The organism is Glutamicibacter sp. Je.9.36 (genome assembly GCF_051129975.1).
Classification (GTDB): domain Bacteria; phylum Actinomycetota; class Actinomycetes; order Actinomycetales; family Micrococcaceae; genus Glutamicibacter.
Genome location: NZ_JBCPSN010000002.1, coordinates 111513 through 130674, shown reverse-complemented (window position 1 = coordinate 130674; position 19162 = coordinate 111513). Strand labels below are relative to the sequence as shown.

General features: G+C 62.9%; 19 protein-coding genes and 1 pseudogene. 5 read left to right on the top strand and 15 right to left on the bottom strand.

What is annotated here, in order from left to right; all coding sequences use genetic code 11:
- Positions 1–95 precede the first annotated feature (95 nt).
- From lepB to rpsP, 6 genes are all read right to left on the bottom strand, one after another.
- Positions 96–743 carry a signal peptidase I gene (lepB, locus tag AAZQ98_RS04920; protein ID WP_434690262.1) on the bottom strand — a complete coding sequence of 216 codons (648 nt, stop codon included), beginning with the start codon at positions 741–743 and terminating at the stop codon, positions 96–98.
- 13 nt (positions 744–756) lie between these two features.
- Positions 757–1116, bottom strand: a complete 360-nt coding sequence (gene rplS / locus AAZQ98_RS04915) for a 50S ribosomal protein L19 (RefSeq protein ID WP_332489221.1) — start codon at positions 1114–1116, stop codon at positions 757–759.
- A gap of 250 nt (positions 1117–1366) precedes the next feature.
- The gene (gene trmD / locus AAZQ98_RS04910) at positions 1367–2191 is read right to left on the bottom strand and encodes a tRNA (guanosine(37)-N1)-methyltransferase TrmD (RefSeq protein WP_105657732.1); all 825 of its coding nucleotides are present in this window, start codon (positions 2189–2191) and stop codon (positions 1367–1369) included.
- Positions 2192–2194: 3 nt separating this feature from the next.
- Positions 2195–2737 carry a ribosome maturation factor RimM gene (gene rimM, locus AAZQ98_RS04905; RefSeq protein ID WP_133833441.1) on the bottom strand — a complete coding sequence of 181 codons (543 nt, stop codon included), beginning with the start codon at positions 2735–2737 and terminating at the stop codon, positions 2195–2197.
- Positions 2738–2891: 154 nt separating this feature from the next.
- Positions 2892–3134: an RNA-binding protein gene (locus AAZQ98_RS04900; RefSeq protein WP_038991490.1), complete on the bottom strand. Its 243-nt coding sequence runs from the start codon at positions 3132–3134 to the stop codon at positions 2892–2894.
- A gap of 2 nt (positions 3135–3136) precedes the next feature.
- A complete protein-coding gene (gene rpsP / locus AAZQ98_RS04895; RefSeq protein WP_013348861.1) occupies positions 3137–3547 on the bottom strand; it encodes a 30S ribosomal protein S16 in 411 nt (136 codons plus the stop codon).
- A gap of 250 nt (positions 3548–3797) precedes the next feature.
- On the opposite strand from rpsP, the gene AAZQ98_RS04890 reads away from it, so the two are divergent.
- Positions 3798–4427 carry a LysE family translocator gene (locus AAZQ98_RS04890; protein ID WP_400342329.1) on the top strand — a complete coding sequence of 210 codons (630 nt, stop codon included), beginning with the start codon at positions 3798–3800 and terminating at the stop codon, positions 4425–4427.
- A gap of 46 nt (positions 4428–4473) precedes the next feature.
- Here AAZQ98_RS04890 and AAZQ98_RS04885 read toward each other — a convergent pair whose 3' ends face one another.
- From AAZQ98_RS04885 to AAZQ98_RS04875, 3 genes are all read right to left on the bottom strand, one after another.
- On the bottom strand, positions 4474–6210 hold the full coding sequence (locus AAZQ98_RS04885) for an HNH endonuclease signature motif containing protein (protein WP_400342328.1): 1737 nt from the start codon (positions 6208–6210) through the stop codon (positions 4474–4476).
- A 63-nt stretch (positions 6211–6273) separates the two neighbouring features.
- On the bottom strand, positions 6274–7329 hold the full coding sequence (locus AAZQ98_RS04880; protein ID WP_402472936.1) for a FecCD family ABC transporter permease: 1056 nt from the start codon (positions 7327–7329) through the stop codon (positions 6274–6276).
- A complete protein-coding gene (locus tag AAZQ98_RS04875) occupies positions 7326–8273 on the bottom strand; it encodes a FecCD family ABC transporter permease (protein ID WP_286134219.1) in 948 nt (315 codons plus the stop codon). The genes AAZQ98_RS04880 and AAZQ98_RS04875 overlap by 4 nt, the downstream gene beginning before the upstream one ends.
- Positions 8274–8526: 253 nt before the next feature.
- Between AAZQ98_RS04875 and AAZQ98_RS04870 the strand changes: the two genes are divergently transcribed.
- The gene (locus AAZQ98_RS04870; RefSeq protein WP_434690256.1) at positions 8527–9534 is read left to right on the top strand and encodes an ABC transporter substrate-binding protein; all 1008 of its coding nucleotides are present in this window, start codon (positions 8527–8529) and stop codon (positions 9532–9534) included.
- Between the two features lie 118 nt (positions 9535–9652).
- On the opposite strand, the gene AAZQ98_RS04865 is transcribed toward AAZQ98_RS04870, so the two are convergent.
- On the bottom strand, positions 9653–9781 hold the full coding sequence (locus AAZQ98_RS04865) for a hypothetical protein (protein ID WP_286134218.1): 129 nt from the start codon (positions 9779–9781) through the stop codon (positions 9653–9655).
- A 358-nt stretch (positions 9782–10139) separates the two neighbouring features.
- On the opposite strand from AAZQ98_RS04865, the gene AAZQ98_RS04860 reads away from it, so the two are divergent.
- Together AAZQ98_RS04860 and AAZQ98_RS04855 are read left to right on the top strand one after the other, a co-directional pair.
- On the top strand, positions 10140–11948 hold the full coding sequence (locus AAZQ98_RS04860) for a glycosyltransferase (RefSeq protein ID WP_434690253.1): 1809 nt from the start codon (positions 10140–10142) through the stop codon (positions 11946–11948).
- A 78-nt stretch (positions 11949–12026) separates the two neighbouring features.
- A complete protein-coding gene (locus AAZQ98_RS04855; protein WP_434690250.1) occupies positions 12027–12818 on the top strand; it encodes a CatB-related O-acetyltransferase in 792 nt (263 codons plus the stop codon).
- Positions 12819–12896: 78 nt separating this feature from the next.
- Here the strand turns inward: AAZQ98_RS04855 and AAZQ98_RS04850 are convergent, their stop codons facing one another.
- From AAZQ98_RS04850 to AAZQ98_RS04840, 3 genes are all read right to left on the bottom strand, one after another.
- Positions 12897–13766 carry a VOC family protein gene (locus AAZQ98_RS04850; protein WP_434690248.1) on the bottom strand — a complete coding sequence of 290 codons (870 nt, stop codon included), beginning with the start codon at positions 13764–13766 and terminating at the stop codon, positions 12897–12899.
- Positions 13767–14363: 597 nt separating this feature from the next.
- Positions 14364–14630 carry a Txe/YoeB family addiction module toxin gene (locus AAZQ98_RS04845; protein WP_434690247.1) on the bottom strand — a complete coding sequence of 89 codons (267 nt, stop codon included), beginning with the start codon at positions 14628–14630 and terminating at the stop codon, positions 14364–14366.
- Positions 14627–14875 (bottom strand): type II toxin-antitoxin system Phd/YefM family antitoxin, encoded by a 249-nt coding sequence (locus tag AAZQ98_RS04840; RefSeq protein ID WP_434690245.1) that lies wholly within the window; start codon positions 14873–14875, stop codon positions 14627–14629. Before AAZQ98_RS04840 ends, AAZQ98_RS04845 begins: the two co-directional genes overlap by 4 nt.
- 755 nt (positions 14876–15630) lie before the next feature.
- Here AAZQ98_RS04840 and AAZQ98_RS04835 point away from each other — a divergent pair.
- Positions 15631–17339: pseudogene (locus tag AAZQ98_RS04835) on the top strand (AMP-binding protein).
- 394 nt (positions 17340–17733) lie between these two features.
- Here the strand turns inward: AAZQ98_RS04835 and AAZQ98_RS04830 are convergent.
- Positions 17734–18507, bottom strand: coding sequence for a hypothetical protein (locus AAZQ98_RS04830; RefSeq protein WP_133833451.1), 774 nt, complete (start codon positions 18505–18507; stop codon positions 17734–17736).
- Positions 18507–18671 (bottom strand): hypothetical protein, encoded by a 165-nt coding sequence (locus AAZQ98_RS04825; RefSeq protein WP_286172108.1) that lies wholly within the window; start codon positions 18669–18671, stop codon positions 18507–18509. Before AAZQ98_RS04825 ends, AAZQ98_RS04830 begins: the two co-directional genes overlap by 1 nt.
- Positions 18672–19162 lie beyond the last annotated feature (491 nt).

Below are 19162 nucleotides of genomic sequence, written 5' to 3'. Positions count from 1 at the left end.
TCCGTCCGAATTAATTCCATTAACCTAGAAAAATAGCGCCAGATGGGTAGTTCTACCCATCTGGCGCTATCAAAATCGCCGGTTGTTACGGCGTGTCATCTGATTACTGACCGCTGATCGAGCGGCCAAATCACCTCGGTCGCTTTGCCCGTGACGCGCTTGACGCTGATCATTCCGCCGCCGCTTGCGCCCAGCAATGCCCGCGAATCCTTGGAAGTGGAGCGGTGATCGCCCATGACCCACAAGCGGCCAACCGGCACTTCTACGGAAAATTTCTGTTCACTCGGAGCATCCCCGGCGAAGATGTACTGCTCGTCTGCAGGCTCGCCGTTGACGAGCAGTCGCCCATCGGCGCTGCAGCATTCCACGGTGTCTCCCCCAACACCAATGACGCGCTTGACGTACTTATTGCTGCTCCCGGTGAGGCTGAACGCCCCCAGCAGATCATCAGCGAAGCTGGCCTTGGCGTAGGGCAGGAACGAGCCGCGGCCATCGAAGACGATGACGTCTCCGCGTTGCGGTTCGGCATCCGAGTAAGCGCGGCGGTCTACGGCGATGCTCTGGCCAGGATTGAGCGTGGATTCCATGGAGTTCGACTCGATATGGAAGACGTCGATCAGGGTGGCGCGAATGACGATGGTGGCCAGCAGACCAAGAATGATAGCGAGTACAGCGAAGCGCCAGACCCATGAAAAGGCCCGGCGCTTCATTGTTGCCCGCTCAGTGCGTGCAATCCGGTTCATTGAAGAACGCAGATTACTTCTTTGCGCTGAAGTCGCGCTTCTCGCGGATGCGAGCAGCCTTGCCGTGACGATCGCGCATGTAGTACAGCTTTGCACGACGAACGTCACCCTTGGTCACAACCTCAATCTTTTCGATGATTGGGGAGTGAACTGGGAAGGTACGCTCAACACCGGTGCCGAAGGAAACCTTGCGAACGGTGAAGGTCTCGCCAATACCCTGGCCCTGGCGACCAAGGACGTAGCCCTGGAAGACCTGAACACGGGAGTTCTTGCCTTCGATGATGTTGACGTGAACCTTCAGGGTGTCGCCTGGGCCGAAGGCTGGAACGTCGGAGCGCAGCGAGGCTGCGTTAACAGAGTCAAGAATATGCATAGTGCATCTCCTAGGATCAATGCCGCAGGTCACCGAATCCTCGTAGCGGGGCCCGACACCGGTCGAAACCAGTGAAATCCCCGGAACGTTGTACCACCGATTGCCTCTAGCAAACGGTGCGGTGGTCTTCTGTGGCTCGAACTTCCCCCTGCGGCAGGAGTCGAACAAAAACACACCAAGAAACAATTATGCCGTATCAGCGAAGCCGATGCGAGTTTGCCCGAAATGGCTTTCGAGTGATTTTGGACTCTTAGTCGCTCTCGGTGCCAGCGCCGGTAGCCCAGTCCAATTCGGATTTGGGGGTTATGGCACCGTCAACGAGCGCGAATCCGCTGTGCCATAGGGCATCGCGGTCCCTGCGGTTCAGGCTCTCGGCATCCAGCTGCGTGATCAGGTCGGGGCGACGCTCTGCGGTGCGCTTGATCTGCTCGTCGCGGCGGAACCGTCCCACCCGCTGGTGGTTGCCACCGAGCAGCACCTCGGGGACGTCGCGGCCGCGCCAGGAGGCCGGCTTGGTGTACACCGGGTATTCCAGCAGAACATCCGAATGGGATTCTTCTACCAGCGATTCCGGGTTGCCGATGACTCCTGGGATCAGCCGGGCGATGGCTTCCACCATCACCATCACGGCCACTTCTCCCCCGTTGAGCACGTAATCGCCGATGGATACGGGGATGACGTTGAAGTTCTCGTGCGCGTATTCGATGACGCGCTCATCGATGCCTTCGTAGCGGCCGCAGGCGAAGACCAGGTGCTCTTCCTCGGCAAGGTCGTAGGCCATCTGCTGGTTGAAGACGGCGCCTGCAGGCGAAGGGACAATCAGGGTTGGCTTGGGGCCGCCAGCATCGGCTGGGCGCACCGCGTCCAGTGCCTGTCCCCATGGTTCCGGCATCATCACCATGCCGGCGCCGCCACCGTACGGGGTGTCGTCGACCTTGCGGTGCTTGTCGGCAGTGAAGTCGCGCAGGTTGGTGACGTTCAGATCCAGGATGCCGTCTTCGGCGGCGCGGCCAATCAGCGAAAGCGAGAGCGGCTGGAGGTACTCAGGGAAAATCGAGATGACGTCAAGACGCATGGCTTACTTTTGTCCCTCTTCGTCGCTGCCGTCTTCATCGCTGTTCAAGGTCAGCAGGCCTGCCGGCGGGGTGATGACCACGATGCCGGCTTCCGGATCGATCTCTGGGACGAATTCGTCGACGAACGGGAGGTAGATCTCCTGGCCGTCAGCGTCTTCGAAGACCAGCAGGTCCTGGGCGGGGTTGGTGCGCAGTGCGGTGATGGTACCGACCTGCTCGCCATCGAGCATGACCTTCAGGTCCAGCAGTTCATGCTCGTACCATTCGTCCGAGTCGTCTTCCGGCTGGTCGGAAACTTCAATCTCAAGGCGCGCGCCGCGCAGGGTTTCAGCCTGGTTGCGGTCGGCGATTTCCTTGAAGGAGAGCAGCAGGATGGTCTTGTTCCAGCGCGCATTGGCGATGGTCAGCGTCTTGACCGGGCCGTCGACGACGATGAGTTCTTCGCCAGCGGTGAAGCGCTCTTCCGGGGTGTCGGTCATGACCTGGGCGGTGACTTCGCCACGGATGCCGTGGGGCTTGCCGATGCGGGCAACCTGCAATCGCATAGTCTGCTGCTCTTTCTGCACTGTGTTCCGTGGCGTGTGCCGGGAGACTGGAATGGAAATTCTAGGGGTAAACACGAAAGGAGTTTCCGTCACTAGTTAGGACGGAAACTCCTTTCGTTTCGAAGCCAACTTAAAAGCCAGACCTCTAAGTTGCTTAGCCTCGGCGACGGTCGGTGTCGATTACATCGACACGTACCGGCTCCTTGGCCAACGCTGCCATTACGGTGCGCAGTGCTCGTGCGGTGCGTCCCTGGCGTCCGATCACACGACCGAGATCCTCAGGGTTCACACGTACTTCGAGCAGGTCGCCGCGGCGGGTGGACTTCAAGGCGACCTTGACGTCTTCCGGTTCCTCGACAACCCCGCGTACCAGGTGGTCTAGCGCGTCAACGAGCACTGTTACTCAGCCTCGGTAGCTTCGGCCTCTGCCTCTTCAGCAGCTGGCTTTTCAGCCTTCTTGGTGATTGCCTCTGGGAGGATCACCGAACCCTTGTCAGGAGCAACGAATGCTGGCTTAGGCTCGGCAACCTTGTAGGTGCCTTCCTGGCCATCGATGCCCTTGAACTTCTGCCAGTCACCGGTGATCTTCAGCAGTGCGTGTACCTGCTCGGTTGGCTGCGCGCCAACGGACAGCCAGTACTGTGCACGATCCGAATTGATCTCGATAACCGATGGGTTCTCGGTTGGGTGGTACTTGCCGATCTCCTCGATGGCACGGCCATCGCGCTTAGCGCGCGAGTCCATGACGACAACGCGGTAGAAAGGTGCGCGCATCTTACCGAAGCGCTTCAGACGAATCTTTACGGCCACTTTTGTGGTCTCCTGTTTCTCAACATGGTCGAATCCAATTTTTAGCACCTGTGGGGCAGGCCTTACTGGTCGGATTCTAAAAGGACAGGACTCATAGCGGAGAGAGGGGCCACTGCGAATCGAGTACCCTGCAATTATGCCAGAGAGCGTGCGCGGTGGCCAACTCTAATTGGCCCCGCGCGTCGGGCGAAGATCATGAGCTTGCTCACCCTGGGGCCTGCGCCCAGCTGCAGCTTCTAGCATTGAGTGCATGACCGTTGCTTCCGCCTTGCTGGGTTTCAGTATAGTTGCCGCCCTGATGACGTTGATTCCGGGTGTCGATACCGCGCTGATCCTGCGATCGGCCATTGCCCGGGGACGCGGTGAAGCGCTGCTGGCGGCGCTGGGGATCTGCACGGGAGTATTCGCTTGGGGTGTGGCCGCGGCCGCGGGAGCTTCGGCAATTCTGGCCGCCTCATCTCTGGCCTACCAGGTGCTGGTCTATGCCGGCGCAGCCTATCTGGTGTTCCTGGGCGGGCAGATGATCCATCGGAGCCTGCGGGGCAAGCAGTTGGCCACGATCCATGTCCCGGTATCGCACAGCAGGTATCGAACCTACCTGACCGGGCTGGTGACCAACGTGCTGAACCCGAAGATCGGCGTCTTCTATATCGCTGCGATCCCGCAGTTCACCCCGGCGGGCACCAACGCCCTATTCATGGGCATGGGGCTATCGGCGGTGCATGTTGCACTGACCCTGGTGTGGGCAGTGGCCTTGGTATACGGGGTTCGGATCGCTGGCCGCTGGCTGGGCTCAGCGAAGTCGGTGTCCTGGATGGACCGGATCACCGGGACGGTGCTGATCGGTTTCGGACTGAAGGTCGCGCTCTCGCGCCCATAGCATCTTGGCCACGCCGGCAGGTGCAGCAGTTCGCGGCTCCGGGTGCTCAGGCGGCCACCGGAACACTGTTTCTTCGCGGTACCTGCATCGGGTCCAGGTGCTTGGGCAGCAGGATGTGAGCCAGTCCCCCAACGGTAACCAGGGTCAGCAATCCTGCATGAATGGCATGGTGGTGCCTCCGGCACAGGCAGCTGCCATTGCGCGATGAAGTGCACCCGCCACGTTCCCACCAGTTGTCGTGATGGTATTCGAGCATTTCAGGCGGTGCGGTGCATCCCGGGACGATGCATCCGCGGTCGCGGGCGAAAATTGCGCGCTTCATTGCATCCGTGAAGAAGCGTTCCTTGCGTCCTACATCCAGCGGTTGCCCATCGGGTCCGAAGACCACCCGGTAGATCTCGCCTTGGCAGATCAGCTGTGCGGTGTCCACGGAATCGAGTTTCACCCCGTGGTCGGAGGTGGCGCGAAGCTTGGCCGGATCTCCAAGATCCTGCGGATCGCGCAACTGGATATGGATGCCGATCCTTGGAATGATTCCATTGGGCGCGGCACCTGCCGTGCGCCCTCTCAGCGCGGCCAATAGTGCGTTGAGCCGGCGCTGGGCCACCGGAACCTCCCCATCGCCAAGCAGCAGGGACGCTTGGAGGCCTTCGCCTGCTCCGCCTGCGCCGCGCGTTTCCTGCTCATCAACAAGCTTGTCAGGTTGTTGCTGCGCTCCGGACAAGGATTCTTCCTCCCCGTGCCCGTCCTGGGCCCATGGCGGTGGTGGTTCCTTGCTGCTGAACAGGTCATCGGTGGCTGATTGCCCGGCATTTGCCCCGGGATCCGCTTCCTGCTGGTCCTCTGAGGCGTTCTGGCCATCATCAGGGGCAGCGCCTGAACCGGATTTGGCGGCACGGGCGGCTTTGCCTGCTTTGGTACGCGGGTTATCGGCCTGGGCCAGGGTGGAGCGGAATTCCTCGCGCTGGGTCCCGGCGATGTAGAGCTCGTACTTGTCGCAGTCGCCCACGGTGCCTCGCGGATAGATTCCGGGTGCCGGGTTCCTGGTTTGCTTGCGGGCCCTGCGCTCGGCGGAAAGCATCGCCGCGAGCTGGGTCTCGCGGGTGGCACGGTCAGGTTCCTGCAGCAGGGCCGCGGCTTGGTGATCGAGCAGTTGGCCCTGTTCATTGCGGGCGGCCGGTTCCAGCGGCCGGCCTTGGAAGCTCGTGTCAGCCGGCTCGAATTTGTCCAGTGCGCGGGCCGTGCGGGCAATCAGCCGCGGGTCCAGATCCGGCGCTTCGGCGTAGAGCCTGGCCAGCTGGGACAAGCGCGGGGCGGCGGTGCTGCCATCCATGAGGCGCCGGGCGATGAGCAGGTGCGCGTCATTCACCCGGTGCTGCCCCTCATGGGCGTTGATCCCCAGCCAGCTGGCCAGGAAGTCGCCGGTGTTCTGGTAGTGGGCGCGGCCTGAATGCTGTCGGGCGGGGCGGTCGTAGCTGGTCCGCGATGCGGAAACGGCCGCCAGCTCATCGTCTTCCAGCAGGTGGGCGCCGGTTGATTCGAGATGGATAGCGCAGTGCAATTGCTCCCGCAGGGTGTAGCGGTAGAGCGTTTCAATCAGCCGTGCATGCCCCGCCGCCACCCGCGGGTCATCGGACTCGCGCAGGGTGCAGGAGAGCTTGGCCAGCAGCGCGCAGCAGGAAGCCATCAGCTCAAGGAGCACTTGGATCGCTCCGCGCGGGAGCGACCCGGTGATGGATTCGCGCAGGATCTGGATCGCTGCGGCTAGCTGGTGGATGCCCATGGACCCATCATGGGCGCGGCCAGAGGCCCGAGCTGGCAGCCATCGCCAGCTGTGGATAAACCGCTAGCCGCGTTGGCGGACCTTGGATTGGCGGATGACCAGGAAGATCAGGTACGGGGCGCCAATCACCGCGGTGGCCACCCCGGCGGGCAGGATCACCGGGAAAGCCCGGGCCGCAACCAGGTCGGCCAGCAGCACGAAGATCGCCCCGATCAGCGCGGCATGGGGCACCGGCGGGATGGTGCCGCGGGCCACCAGCCGCGCGGCATGCCCGCTGGCCAGCGCAACGAAGGCCAGCGGCCCGGCGATCACGGTCGCGGCAATGGCCAGCAGCGAGGCGATGCCGAGCATCAGGACCCGGTCGCGCCCCAGGTTCATGCCCAGCGCGCGGGAGGTATCCGAATCCAGCGCCAGCACCTCGCGCTGGTTGCGCAGCAGCGCGGCCGCGGCCAGTCCCAGCACGATGACCACCGGCGCGAAGGCCAGGTCGGCCCAGGAGATCGCGTTGATGGTCCCGGCCAGCCAGGTCAGCGCCTGCTGGGCGTTGTAGATTTCTCCCAGGGTCAGCATCCAGGAGGTCAGTGCGGCGCACAGCCCGGAGAAGCCCAGGCCCACCAGCACCAGCCGGTTGCTTTCCAGGGAACTGTGCCAGACCAGCGCGAAGACCAGGGTCGAGACCAGCAAGCCGCCCAAGGTGGCGGCAATGGGCAGCCCGTAGTGCACCAGCAGTTCCGAACGCCCGCCGGCGTGCACGCTCAGGGCCAGCACGGCCACTGCGCCCAGGGCCGCGCCGTTGGTCACCCCGAGGATGTCGGGGCTGGCCAGCGGGTTGCGCGCCACGTTCTGGGTCAGCGCCCCGGCCACTCCGAAGCCGGCCCCGGCCAGCACCGCAGCCACGCTGCGCGGCAGCCGGAACTCGATGATCGTCAGCTCGGTGCGCGGATCCGGGGCCGCGCCGAAGAGCGTGGCCACCACATCGCCCAGCGCGATCGGGGTGCCCCCGATGGCCAGGTGCAGGCAGAAGGCCGCGAGGGCCACGGCCAGCAGGATCAGGCCGGTAGCCACAGCGCGCCGGGCGCGCACCGCGGAAGCGGGGGTGCGGATCGCCGGGGCGCTCATACGGTGACCGCCTTGCGGCGCCGGGCCACGTAGATGAAGAAGGGCGCGCCGAGCAGCGCGATGACCACGCCCACGGGCAGTTCCCCGGGGCGGGCCAGCATGCGGCCGAGCACATCGGCCACGCACAGCAGCAGCGCGCCGCACAGGGCCGAGCCGGGAATCACCCAGCGGTAGTCGGCGCCGAAGATGCGCCGGGAAATATGCGGTACCAGCAGGCCCAGGAAGGCGATCGGCCCGGCCAAGGTGACCGCCAGCCCGGACAGTGCCACGATCGCCGCCAGCCCCAGCCCGCGGGCATGCAGGGCGGTGACCCCGAGGCTGCGGGCGGAATCCTCGCCCAGGGTCAGCGCGTTCAGCCCGCGGGCATTGGCCAGCGCCAGCACGGTGCCGGCCACCAGCAGCGGCCACAGCGACAAGAAGGATTCGTAGCCTTGGACCACGGAGCCGACCTGCCAGAAGCGCAGGGTTTCCAGGGCGGCCTCGCTGAGCAGCACGATGGCCGAGACCACTCCGGCGCAGAGCGCGGTGACCGCCGCGCCCACCAGCAGCAAGGTGATGGGCGATCCCCCGCGCCCGTCGATGCGCCCGATGCCGAAGACCACCAGGGCCGCCAGCAGCGCTCCGCCCAGGGCCAGCAGCGCCTGGGTCCACGCCGGCAGCGGGCCGGTGAAAGCGGCGACCGAGACGATGGCCAGGGCCGCGCCCTGGTTGATGCCCAGCAGGCCGGGTTCGGCTATCGGGTTGCGGGTGTGGCCCTGGATCAGCGTGCCGGCCATCCCCAAAGCGGCGCCGGCGGCCAGCGCGGTGACGGTGCGCGGCCAGCGGATCTCGCGGATGGCGATGTCGCTGACCTGGCCGTCGGGGGCCAGCAGCGCGTGGCGCAGCTCGGCGAAGCTGGAGGTGGTGCTGCCGATCCACAGGCTGAGCCCGATGGCGGCGCCCACGCCGGCGGCCAGGGCCAGCAGCGAGCTGATGCGCGGTGTGGTGCGGTCGATGGTCGGTGGCCTTTCTCGGGCCGCGCGGTGCGCGGCGGGTGCGTGCAGGATATGCGAAGCAATGATGTCGCAGGACCTTGACCAGGACGGCCGGATCCATGCTACTGTTCTTCTCGCGCGCTAACCTTACCCTTGCCTAAGTGGGGCAAGCAAAAATACATCATGCGCTAATTAGTCAATCACCTTCATGGAAAGCACTCGCATGCACACTCCCCGCATTCTCGCCCTGAGCGCCGCACTGGCCGCGGCCGCACTGGCCCTGTCCTCCTGCGCCAGCTCTTCCCCGAGCACCGAGCCAGCAGAAACCGCCGCCACCGCGGAAGCCGATTCCAGCTTCCCGGCGGCCATCAAGCACTTCCGCGGCACCACCGAGCTGGCCGAACGGCCGCTGCGCGTCGCCGCACTGGACCCTTCCTACGTGGATGCCGCCATGCTGCTGGGAGCCGAGCTGGTGGCCTACACCGAATACCGCAAGGGCAACAACCCCTTCCCCGAGTACCTCGGCGACATCACCGAGCAGACCGACGAAGCCGTGAACGTCGGCACCATCACCGAACCGGATCTGGAAAAGCTGCTGGCCACCGAGCCGGACGTGATCATCTCCGCCGACGTGCGCCAGGGCGCCATGTACGACCAGCTGAACAAGATCGCCCCGACCATCTTCTCCGAGTCCACCGGACCAACCTGGAAGGAAAACGTGGTGCTGCTGGGCGAGGCCCTGGGCAAGAAGGAGCAGGCGGAAACGGCCGTGGCTGAGTACGAGGCCCGCGCCGCCGCGGTGGGCAAGGAAATCCTGGCGAAGAAGCCCGAGACCACTTACTCGCTGGTGCGTTTCGCCGGCGAGGACACCGCGCGCCTGTACGCCACCGATTCGTTCATCGGCGAGATCATGGTGGACATGGGCATTCCGCGCCCGGAGGATGCCCCGGATACCACCGAGTCGATCTTCGTTCCGCTGTCGCCGGAGGAAATCCTGAAGGCCGACGCCGAAGTGATCTTCCAGTCCACCTGGGCCCCGGAAGGTGCCGAGGGCGACGCGTCGCGCGCCCAGGAAGACAAGTTCACCTCCAACCCGTTGTGGAAGAAGCTGGAAGGCGAGGTCATGCAGGTCGACGACTCGATCTTCCTCTCCTCGGTGTCGCTGCAGGGCGCCCATGAGGTCATCACCCAGGTGGCCGAGCACTTCGAGGTCGATCCGCAGCTGCCCTAAGCGGCGCCCGGAATACCGGCAATTAAAATACTCGAGTCCCTGCCCGGCGTCATTCGCCGTAGGCAGGGACTCGATTCATTTACCGGCTCCGTGCGCGGGAGCCGATGCCAATCAGTGGTTATCTGGCAGCTTTGCGCACCGGATCGACAGCGACCTCCGCGTGCTTCAGCCGCTTCTCAGCGCGCTTTTCCTTGATGCTCTTGCCTGGTTTTTTCGCTTCGCCCTTGCGTGGGGATTTGCTCGACATGACGTGCCGTCCTTTACCGGAGACGCGCTGCGCCTCCAACAAGTGTGGGGAGAGTACCCCATAACCTGAACCATAGGAAGTTTCGCACCGAAGAGCAAGGGCTGGAGCCTTCCCGGCGATTCCCCCACGGCGTTCGGCGAGCGCCACGGCGTTTTCGAAGATGCGTTCGAATCCGCGGTGGCCGCCTCTTTGGCCACTGGGCCGGCCCTGCGGTGCAGCTCAGGGAAATCGAGGCCGACACGACGGTGTCTTCCCAGCGCCCGCCTAGCTTCACCGCGTAGTCTGGAATGTGGCGCGAGGAACTGCATATCCTCGCGCGAAATTAACTTTGCCGTGGTCAAACTAAGGATCATTCTCCGTGAATATCAGGGAACAGCAGCTGGACGCCTACATGGTCACGTGGAAGCTCGAGCGCGAATTCGGCGGGATGACCACCGTCTGCACCCAGCGCGCGGCCGCGTTCGCCCAGCGGCACGGTTCTGCCGCGGTGGTGACCTTCGGCCCCAACGAACAGCTCCCGCAGATTGTCGAGGAACTCGTCGAGCGCGGCAAGCTTTCGCCCAAGGTCCGGGTGCTCAATCCCTACCTCCACCTGGCGGAGCATGACCTGCAGCCGCAGGCCAGTATCCCCGAGCGGAAGGCCGAACCGGCCTGCCTGGACTTCACGGTACGCAAGTCCGTCCACCACCCCGGCCAGGATGCCACCTTGTTCTGCGAGCACAGCGTTGCCGGCCCCGAAGGCGGGGTCAAGAAGACCACGTACTACCGGGCCGATGGCACCGTCTTCTTGTCCGATATGAAGTTCCACGACGGCAAGGCCCGCCGTATCGTTGAGGCTTTTGACCGCAGCGGAACCCTGGTGGCCCGCTTCCCCAGCGCGGCGGCTTTCTACCGCCATTGGCTGTCGCAGATCGTCGACCACCCGAACTCCTTGGTGGTCATCGACAGCAAGTACACCGCGGCCATGCTCGCTTCCTGGAAACCGGTGCACGTGCCCAAGGTGTTCGCGTTCCACAGCATCCATGTGGCCAAGGGGCAGGACCTTGCCAGCGGCCAGCTCTCCAAGGGCCACGAACCCATCATCGAAGAACGCTCCAACTGGGATGCTTTTGTCTTCCTGACCCAGGCCCAGCGCCAGGCCTATGTCGACCGCTTCGGCGAAGCCGACTCGGCATTCGTCATCCCCAACCCGCTGAACCCGTCCACCGTGCAACCGCCGGTACCGGAACGCAGCTCGACCAGCCTGGTCGTGGCCGGCTCGCTGACCCCCAACAAGAACGTAGCCGCCGCCCTGGATGTCCTCCACGAGCTGGCCCTTCGCGGCAAGCGGCCGACCCTGCACGTTGTGGGCGAGGGCAGCGAACACGCCGCGCTGGCGGAACGGGCCGCCGAGCTGGGCCTGCGCGAGTCGGTCATCTTCCACGGCTACTCCGACCAGCTCCCCCGCCACTTCGCTTCCTGCACGGCCCAATTATTCACCTCGACCAACGAGGGCCAGGCGCTGGTCATCCTCGAGGCCCAGGCCCAGGGATGCATCCCGGTGTCCTTCGACATCAACTTCGGCCCTGCCGACAGCATCACCGATGGGCATAACGGCTTCCTGGTCCGCCATGGCGATATCCAGGCCATGGCCGACCGGGTGCAGCAGCTCATGGACGATCCCGCCCTGGCCGCCCGGATGTCGCAGCAGGCCCGCACTTTTGCCAGCGAGTACCAAGCTCGCGATCTAGTCTCACTTTGGGAGGACACCATGTCCATGGCGAAGATGCTCAAGAAGCTGGGCGCGAAGAACCGCGTCCCGCATTTCGAAGCAAGGCTGCGGGGCGTCGACTTCCCCGACGGCCAGGGATTGCAGGTGCGGGTGGAGCATCGGGCCCACACCGAAGACCTGCCCGAACCGGCAACCTTCGAGCTGGTCTTCTCCAACCGGGACAGCAAGGAAGAAATCGCGGCCGTGGCCAGCAGCAGTGTGGACGAGCAGCTGGCGGTCTTCGATGTGGAACCGCAGCTCTTGGGCGAAACCCAGGACCAGGATGCAGCGGTGGACGTGAACCTGCGCCTGCGCGTGGGCAAGGCCATGGAAATGAAGCGCCTGGGTCTGCCCGAAACAATGATCCTGCCGTACTTCACCACGCACAAGAACCTCTCCTTCCGCCCCAAGCAGTAGCCGGGCAGCAGCTCGCATCCAGCGCGCGTTCGGGACTTGCTGACAATTCTCCAAGTCCGGTCCCATAAAGTCGATCGCATGCGAATTCAGATGTCCCAACTGCGACCGCTGCTCAAAAGCCACCGGATCCTGATGACGGTTCCGGGCATGAAGGATTTCCAGGACACCGGAAGCACCTGCAATCCCGAGGCGTGGATCAGCTACCAGGAAGACCTCGCGCTGGATCCCTACACCACCTTCTGGGGAACCAGCGGAACAGCCCTTCCGCGCATGGGCGCGTTCTCTTACACCCATTCAAAGCTCAACAAGGCCATCAGCGTCGGACGGTTCACCTCGATCGCCAAGGGCCTGACGGTCATGGGAGCCAAGCACCCCCTGGAGTGGGCATCGACCAGCCCGGTGTTCTACAACCAGCGGCTGCTGATGCGCACCTACGCGGCTGATCACGGCGCGGAACTGGGCACGACGAAGTACGGCTACACGCCGGGGAAGATCTCCATCGGCAACGATGTATGGATCGGCGAAAAGGTCACGCTGGGCCATGGGGTCGCCATCGGCGACGGCGCGGTCATCGCCTCGAATTCCGTAGTCACCAGCGACGTCGAGCCGTACACCGTGGTCGGCGGCCTGCCGGCCAAGAAGATCCGCGACCGCTTCGATGCGCCGACCGTCCAGGCCCTCCAGGCATCGCAGTGGTGGCAGTACGCCCCGGAGAACCTGACCCACCTGGACGTGGCCAACCCGGCCGCCTTCGCCCAGCAGGTGCTCAAGCAGGCCGGGGCAGGGAATGTTCGGCCATTCCGGACGCGTCCATTGACCGCCAAGACCATTGCCGAGCACCTGGAGGCCCTGGGCACCGGAACCGGGTGAAGACAGGAAGTGCCCCCGGGCGCTCGCCGATTCGGCGAGCGCCCGGGGGCAATGAAGCCTCGGTGTGCCGGATCCGCGTTAGCCTACGGCGACGCGCAGTTCGTTGTTCCAAGGATCCCGGAAGCGAAGTTCGGCTCCGGTGTGGTGGTTTACCACCTTGGCGTAGGCCAGCCGCTCGGCCAGCTTGCCGACTTCTTCTTCGGTCGGGACGTTGATCAGCACTTCGCCCAGCCCCAGCGTGTCCTTGCGCGGGCCGGCTCCGCGCGAGTTCCAGACGTTCATGGCCATGTGGTGGTGGTAGCCGCCGGCCGAGACGAACAGTGCCTGCTCGCCCAGGGTGGTGGTTTCGTCAAAGCCCAGGGTGCTGACGTAGAACTGGCGGGCGGTTGCGACATCGCCCACCTGCAGGTGCACGTGGCCTACATCCGCGGCGGCCTTGCGCTGTCCGGCAATGGACTGCTCGGTCAGGTGCTCATTGAGGAACTTGTTCGGATCCAGGTAGATGGTGTCCATGGCCACCTCGCCGCCGTTCCAGCTCCAGGTCTCGCGCGGGCGGTCCCAGTACAGCTCGATGCCGTTGCCCTCCGGGTCGGTGAAGTAGAACGCTTCGGATACCAGGTGATCGGAGCTGCCCACGAAGCGGCTCTGGTCGAACTGGGCTGCCGACAGGACGGTCGCAGCCAGATCAGCCTTGGTGTCGAAGAGCAGCGCGGTATGGAACAGGCCCGCTTCGTTGCGCGACGGGAGCTGCAGTCCTGGCGCGTTCTGCAGGTTGACCAGTTCCTGGGTTCCGCGGCCCAGGCGGGTGCCTTCGGCTGATTCGGCCAGCACTTCAAGGCCCAGGGCCTTCTGGTAGTACTCGCTCATGGTTTTCATGTCGCCGACCTTGAGCTGGACTGCGTTCATGTGGGTGTTGGCCGCTAGTTTGTCTTGCTGGAGTACTGACATGGCAAGCTCCTTTTCCAAGTGCATCGATTCCCTATTGATTAACAGCCTATCGCAAATTACTTGATGCTTCAATGAAATTGGGGTGTTCAGCCGCTCACAGCGAATTCTATTCCGGAATGGCGTTAGCCTCGCCCACTCGCACATCAAGAACCCCGCTGACAAAACCACGAAGGCCATCTGGATTTCCATGCGGCGGCCGGGCCACTGATTGCCTGTGCCATAGAACTCACCAGCGGTGGCGGATCGGAGAATCGCGGTACGGCCATCCGGGTTGCCGATGGCGACACCATGGACGCCAGGGTGGCGGGCGCAGAAACTCGAGTCCAACTGCTGAACATCGACATCCCCGAAGCCATTCACCCGGGCAATGGGGTCGAATGCCTCGGGCCAGCGGCTGCCGAATATCTTGAGCGCGCCCTGCCGGCAGGACAAAGAGTCAGCTTGGGATTACAACGTGCCCTGCACGGATCATGCGTGCCGGACCCTTGCAGCTATCCATGGAAGCGATCTGCCCATCAATAGAGATTTCGCCCGCACGTTCCCCTCGAAGCGCCGCGATAACGCGCGCTTGCCAGGCGGCCGTGTGATTAAAACCGTTCAGTAATGATATCTGGCCTGCAGGATTGTCACTGCGCGATCATCGGCAATATAGACCAGTCGATTAGCTTCATCGATGCGGCGCGACCATGCGCCAGCCAGGGCATGCTTCAACGGTTCAGGTTTTCCAATACCCTCAAATGGGTCACCACGCAGCACATCCCCTATTAACATATTGATGCGTCTGAGCGTTTTGCGATCTTGGGCCTGCCAGTGGAGATAGTCTTCCCAGCCGACCGCCGTCCAGGTCAGCAGTCTTTCGCTCACGGATCAATAAGTCCACGCTCGGACACTTGGCCACCGCGTGCCGCTTCCAGTGCAGTAAGCAGGCGAATCGCATTCCTCGGTGAGCGCAGGAGGTAGCTCGTTTCCACCAGAGAGTCATACTCTTCTTTTGACATGAGGACTGCAGATCCGCGCTTTGACAAGATCTCGACTTCGGCATGGTCAAGATTGACTCGTTCGATCAAGCCGAAAAGATCGCGGCGCGCCTCACTCGCTGTGATTGCCATACCCCTCCTTAGCAGTACTGGATATGGTACCACTTTTAGTCGGCCTTGCGAGATTTTATCTCCAAGAACAACCCGACCCCTGTTTGCATGGGGCATCGTAGTTAATCCTCAGATTTCACGGAAAATGGGCTACCCGGACAAAGCCGCCTGGCTTTAACCATGGGTCACCCAGTCCCATTTCTTGGTCGGCACCTTATAGCGGATAGGCCTGGACTGTTCGTGGATCCAGATCGATCAACAGCACGTTTCTACCCGCTTCCACTACTACGGTCGCGAGCGAAACCGCCGATGCGATAACGATCGCACAGGCAAACGAGCTCGCCAACCAGGCAGATTCCGCAGGTTCCCCCGGGCCACGCGGCAGCCACTGCGCTATGCCTTTGCCCCGGCGGTACGGGTTGCGTCCGCGAGGATTAGAAAACCACTGCCCTGGAAATGCAGCACGACCAGCCCCTAACAGCCCTGGTCGAAGGCCTCAAAGGCCAAAAACAACGAAGCCTGCGTCCGGGCAGTCGGACCCCAGAAATAATGCAAGGCCACACGCCGCCGCTGCAGACGGGATATCGGCAATAAACTGCTAGCTGGACTCTGGTCACCGCGTAACCAGGGACCGGGAACTTTGCACAGTCATCATGGGGTGGCACGGTTTTATATCGGTGGCGATCTTCCACTCGCTAGGACTTCCAAGTATATTGACTGGTGATCCACCTCACCTTGGGTTTTGGTGGTTTACCCAGAGCTACGGAAGGTTAGTTGTGAGCGTTACCGAAGAATTCAGAGCAGCCCGTGACCGTCTCCTGGAGCTAAGGGAGGATTACCACCAGGCTCGCGCCGAGTTCGCATGGCCGGAATTCACCGAGTTCAATTTCGGCTTCGACTGGTTCGACCACGTCGCCCGGGATCCGCAGCGCTCCGAGCGCCCAGCGCTGGTCATCGCCGAATCCGACGGCAGCTGCACCCAGCGGACCTGGGCAGAACTATCAACCCGGTCCACCCAACTTGCGCGCTGGCTCAGTGACCAGGGTATCAAGCGCGGGGATTCAATCGCCATCATGCTGGGCAACCAGGTCGAGCTTTGGGAATCGATGCTGGCAGGCATCAAGCTGGGTGCGGTCATGGTCCCCTGCACCACGCAGCTGACGCCCACCGATCTGGCCGACCGCATTGCCCGCGGCCATATCCAATGGGTCGTCACCAACGAGGGCGAAATCCCCAAGTTCGAATCGGTGCCGGGCGATTACACGCTGATCCAGATCGGCGGGCAGCCACCGGCCGGAATCCTCGACTACTCCCAGTCATCCTCGGCAGAAGCGGCCTTCGCCCTGGAGCACCCGACCCGCGCCGATGAAACGCTGCTGCGCTATTTCACCTCCGGCACCACCTCGAAGGCCAAGCTGGTCGAGCATACGCATATACCTCGTATCCGGTCGGGCACTTGAGCACGATGTTCTGGATCGGCCTCGAACCAGGCGATGTCCACCTGAACGTCGCCTCGCCGGGCTGGGCAAAGCACGCGTGGTCCAACTTCTTCACCCCGTGGATCGCTGAAGCGACGGTCTTCATCTACAACTACGACCGCTTCGACCCAGTGGCCCTGATGAACCAGATGGACGCCCAGCAGGTCACCAGCTTCTGCGCGCCACCGACGGTCTGGCGCCTGCTCATCCAGGCCGACCTCGGTGCGCTGGAGCATCCGCCGCAGAAACTGGTCTCGGCCGGCGAGCCGCTGAACGCAGAGGTCATCGACCAGGTCCACAAGGCCTGGGGGCAGGTGATCCGCGACGGGTTCGGGCAGACCGAAACCACGGTGCAGATCGCCAATCCCCCGGCAGAGCCCATCACCATCGGCGCCATGGGGCGCCCGATGCCCGGCTACGAGATCGTGCTGCGCGATCCGGCCACCGGGGAAGAAGGCGATGTGGGCGAGATCTGCCTGGTCACCGCCCAGCGCCCGCTGGGGCTGATGAAAGGCTATTTCGAGAACGAGGAAAAGACCAATGAGGTCTTCCGGGACGGGGTCTACCACACCGGGGATATCGCCGAGCGGGACGAACGCGGCGTCCTGACCTATGTGGGGCGCGCCGATGACGTCTTCAAATCCAGCGACTACAAGATCAGCCCTTTCGAACTCGAATCGGTTCTGATTGAGCATCCGGGCGTGGCCGAAGCGGCCGTCGTTCCAGCACCGGATGAGCTGCGGCTCACGGTGCCCAAGGCCTACATCGTCGCGTCCGGCGGGCATGAGCCCGGACCGGAATTGGCCGAATCGATCCTGGCCTACTGCCGCGAGCACCTTTCGGCCTTCAAGCGCATCCGCCGGCTGGAATTCGCGGACCTGCCCAAGACGATCTCGGGCAAGATCCGCCGGGTGGAGCTGCGCCAGGCTGAAGAGGACCGGCACCGCGCCGGCGCCCCCGCGGGCACCGAATACAGGGACACCGACTTCCCGAATCTCAAGGGATAGGGACCTCCAGCATCCAGGGCGCCTTCCGGACATGGCTTCGGCAGGTGCCCTGGATTCGCCTTGCGATGAGAGCATCCAACAGATTCTGTCTGCGCGCGAAGTTCGAGGGCAGTGCACTTCATTCGGAGTCGACGATGCTGGTTCCTATGGGTTTGTTTCCCGAGCTTTTCCGCACCAGAAGTAAATAGCCTGCCGCGCCACGCCAAGCTTCCGAGAACATTGAAACATTGCGTCCAATGGCAACCGCCGCGAAAGCCCTGAGAGTGAGGGCATTTTCTAGTGCTGCACGTTGGCCACCAGTGCAACAAACTGCAGGGATCGCTATCAGAAAGCACGGATAAGCTAACGGCCCAGGCTGCACGATCAGAAGAAGACATAGAAGCAGAATAGCCGTTTAGCTAAAACGGATGTTGAACCGTTCAGAGACATTCAGCAGATCCCGATCGTCTGCGCGTATCTTCCGGCCCTCGCTTGCGAAGACCAGTTCGTTGTCGAGCCCGTCATCGGTACGCCTCATCCAAAACGCCCAACAAGTACCGACGCCGTGGCGGGAAGTGAAGCGGATCCCGTCCGCGAAGCTACCATCGCGGAGCCGCAAGTTACGCAATCTCGTGGAAATCAAGGTGGTGAGTTTGCGATCTGCTCCGAGCAGGTGAGATAGGTCAACGGCGTTCACACCACAGGTATTGGCTATTTCGGAGCCTAAGGTCCGGTCGATATAGGCCAGCGAATGCGCTGTGTTCAGGTCGAACCACAGCAGGTCGGTCTTGCTCGTCAGTTCGTAGAGCCGGCGGCCTTCGCGCCAATTTCTAGGAAACGTTCCGGGTTCATCGTGCCCCAGCGCTTTCTGCTCCTCGATGTGTAGAGCGTGGGCCTCTGCCTGTGTGATGTTGAACAGTTCTGCCATGAAGTCGATGGCAGTCCGGGACTTACGGTCCAGCCGGTAACCGTCAAGGCATTCAGTAAAGGCGCCCTGGCGCGTGGACGCCGCGTACAGAGTGCGGCCGGTTGTGTCATACCTGTTCCATACTCCGACATCATCAGGGAAGAAGTAACCCCGCTTCGGGGGATTAATCGCACCGTAGCTTTCAGCTGCGATGCGGAAGCCGGCCAGGGGTTCGCGCACAATGCTCGGCTGACCGTCCACTTCTTCCGATGTGCCGTTCATTATCCGTTGTACCCACCTGAGGACATGGCCTCGGCTGCATCGATCACAGCCTTGAACCGATCCTGGTAAATGGCTTCGACGGGTGAAATCTCGTCGAGCCAGGGATTAGCGCCGAGGAACCATTGGCGAGCTACCTGTTCTCCATCAACATCCGAGACCATCATCCACGCACGGTGAGCTAGCAGAATACGAGCTTGGGACGCATCCGAGGGGACCGTTCCGTTCTCCTTTTGCCAGCGGTAGCTTGCTTTAGGGTCCTTCGCGCCCGCTATCGCGGATACCATTGCGGCTCCGAGGGATGCGTTCAATCTCCGCACAATCTCACGGAAATCCATGCGAGACGTTTCCGCGTGAGCCGTTCCAATCGTCGTTGTGATTCCCACCTGCAGGCCCCTTGCCTTTCTCGCCGAGATTCCCTGATACCACGACCTTACCACCGATTTACCACTAAAATAAGCATGATTCTCCTGCATCAAAGGGACTAAGACGCAACATGAGCGCCGGTGCTGCTGCATTGGCAACCGGCACTCCGACCCCGAAGCCCGCTGCGAGAGCCCGCCACCAGCAGCGTCTTCGCCAGCGGCTGCAACCGGATCGAGCATCCAGGGCGCATTCCGGACATGACTTCGGCAGGCGCCCTGGATTTTTCTCTTCC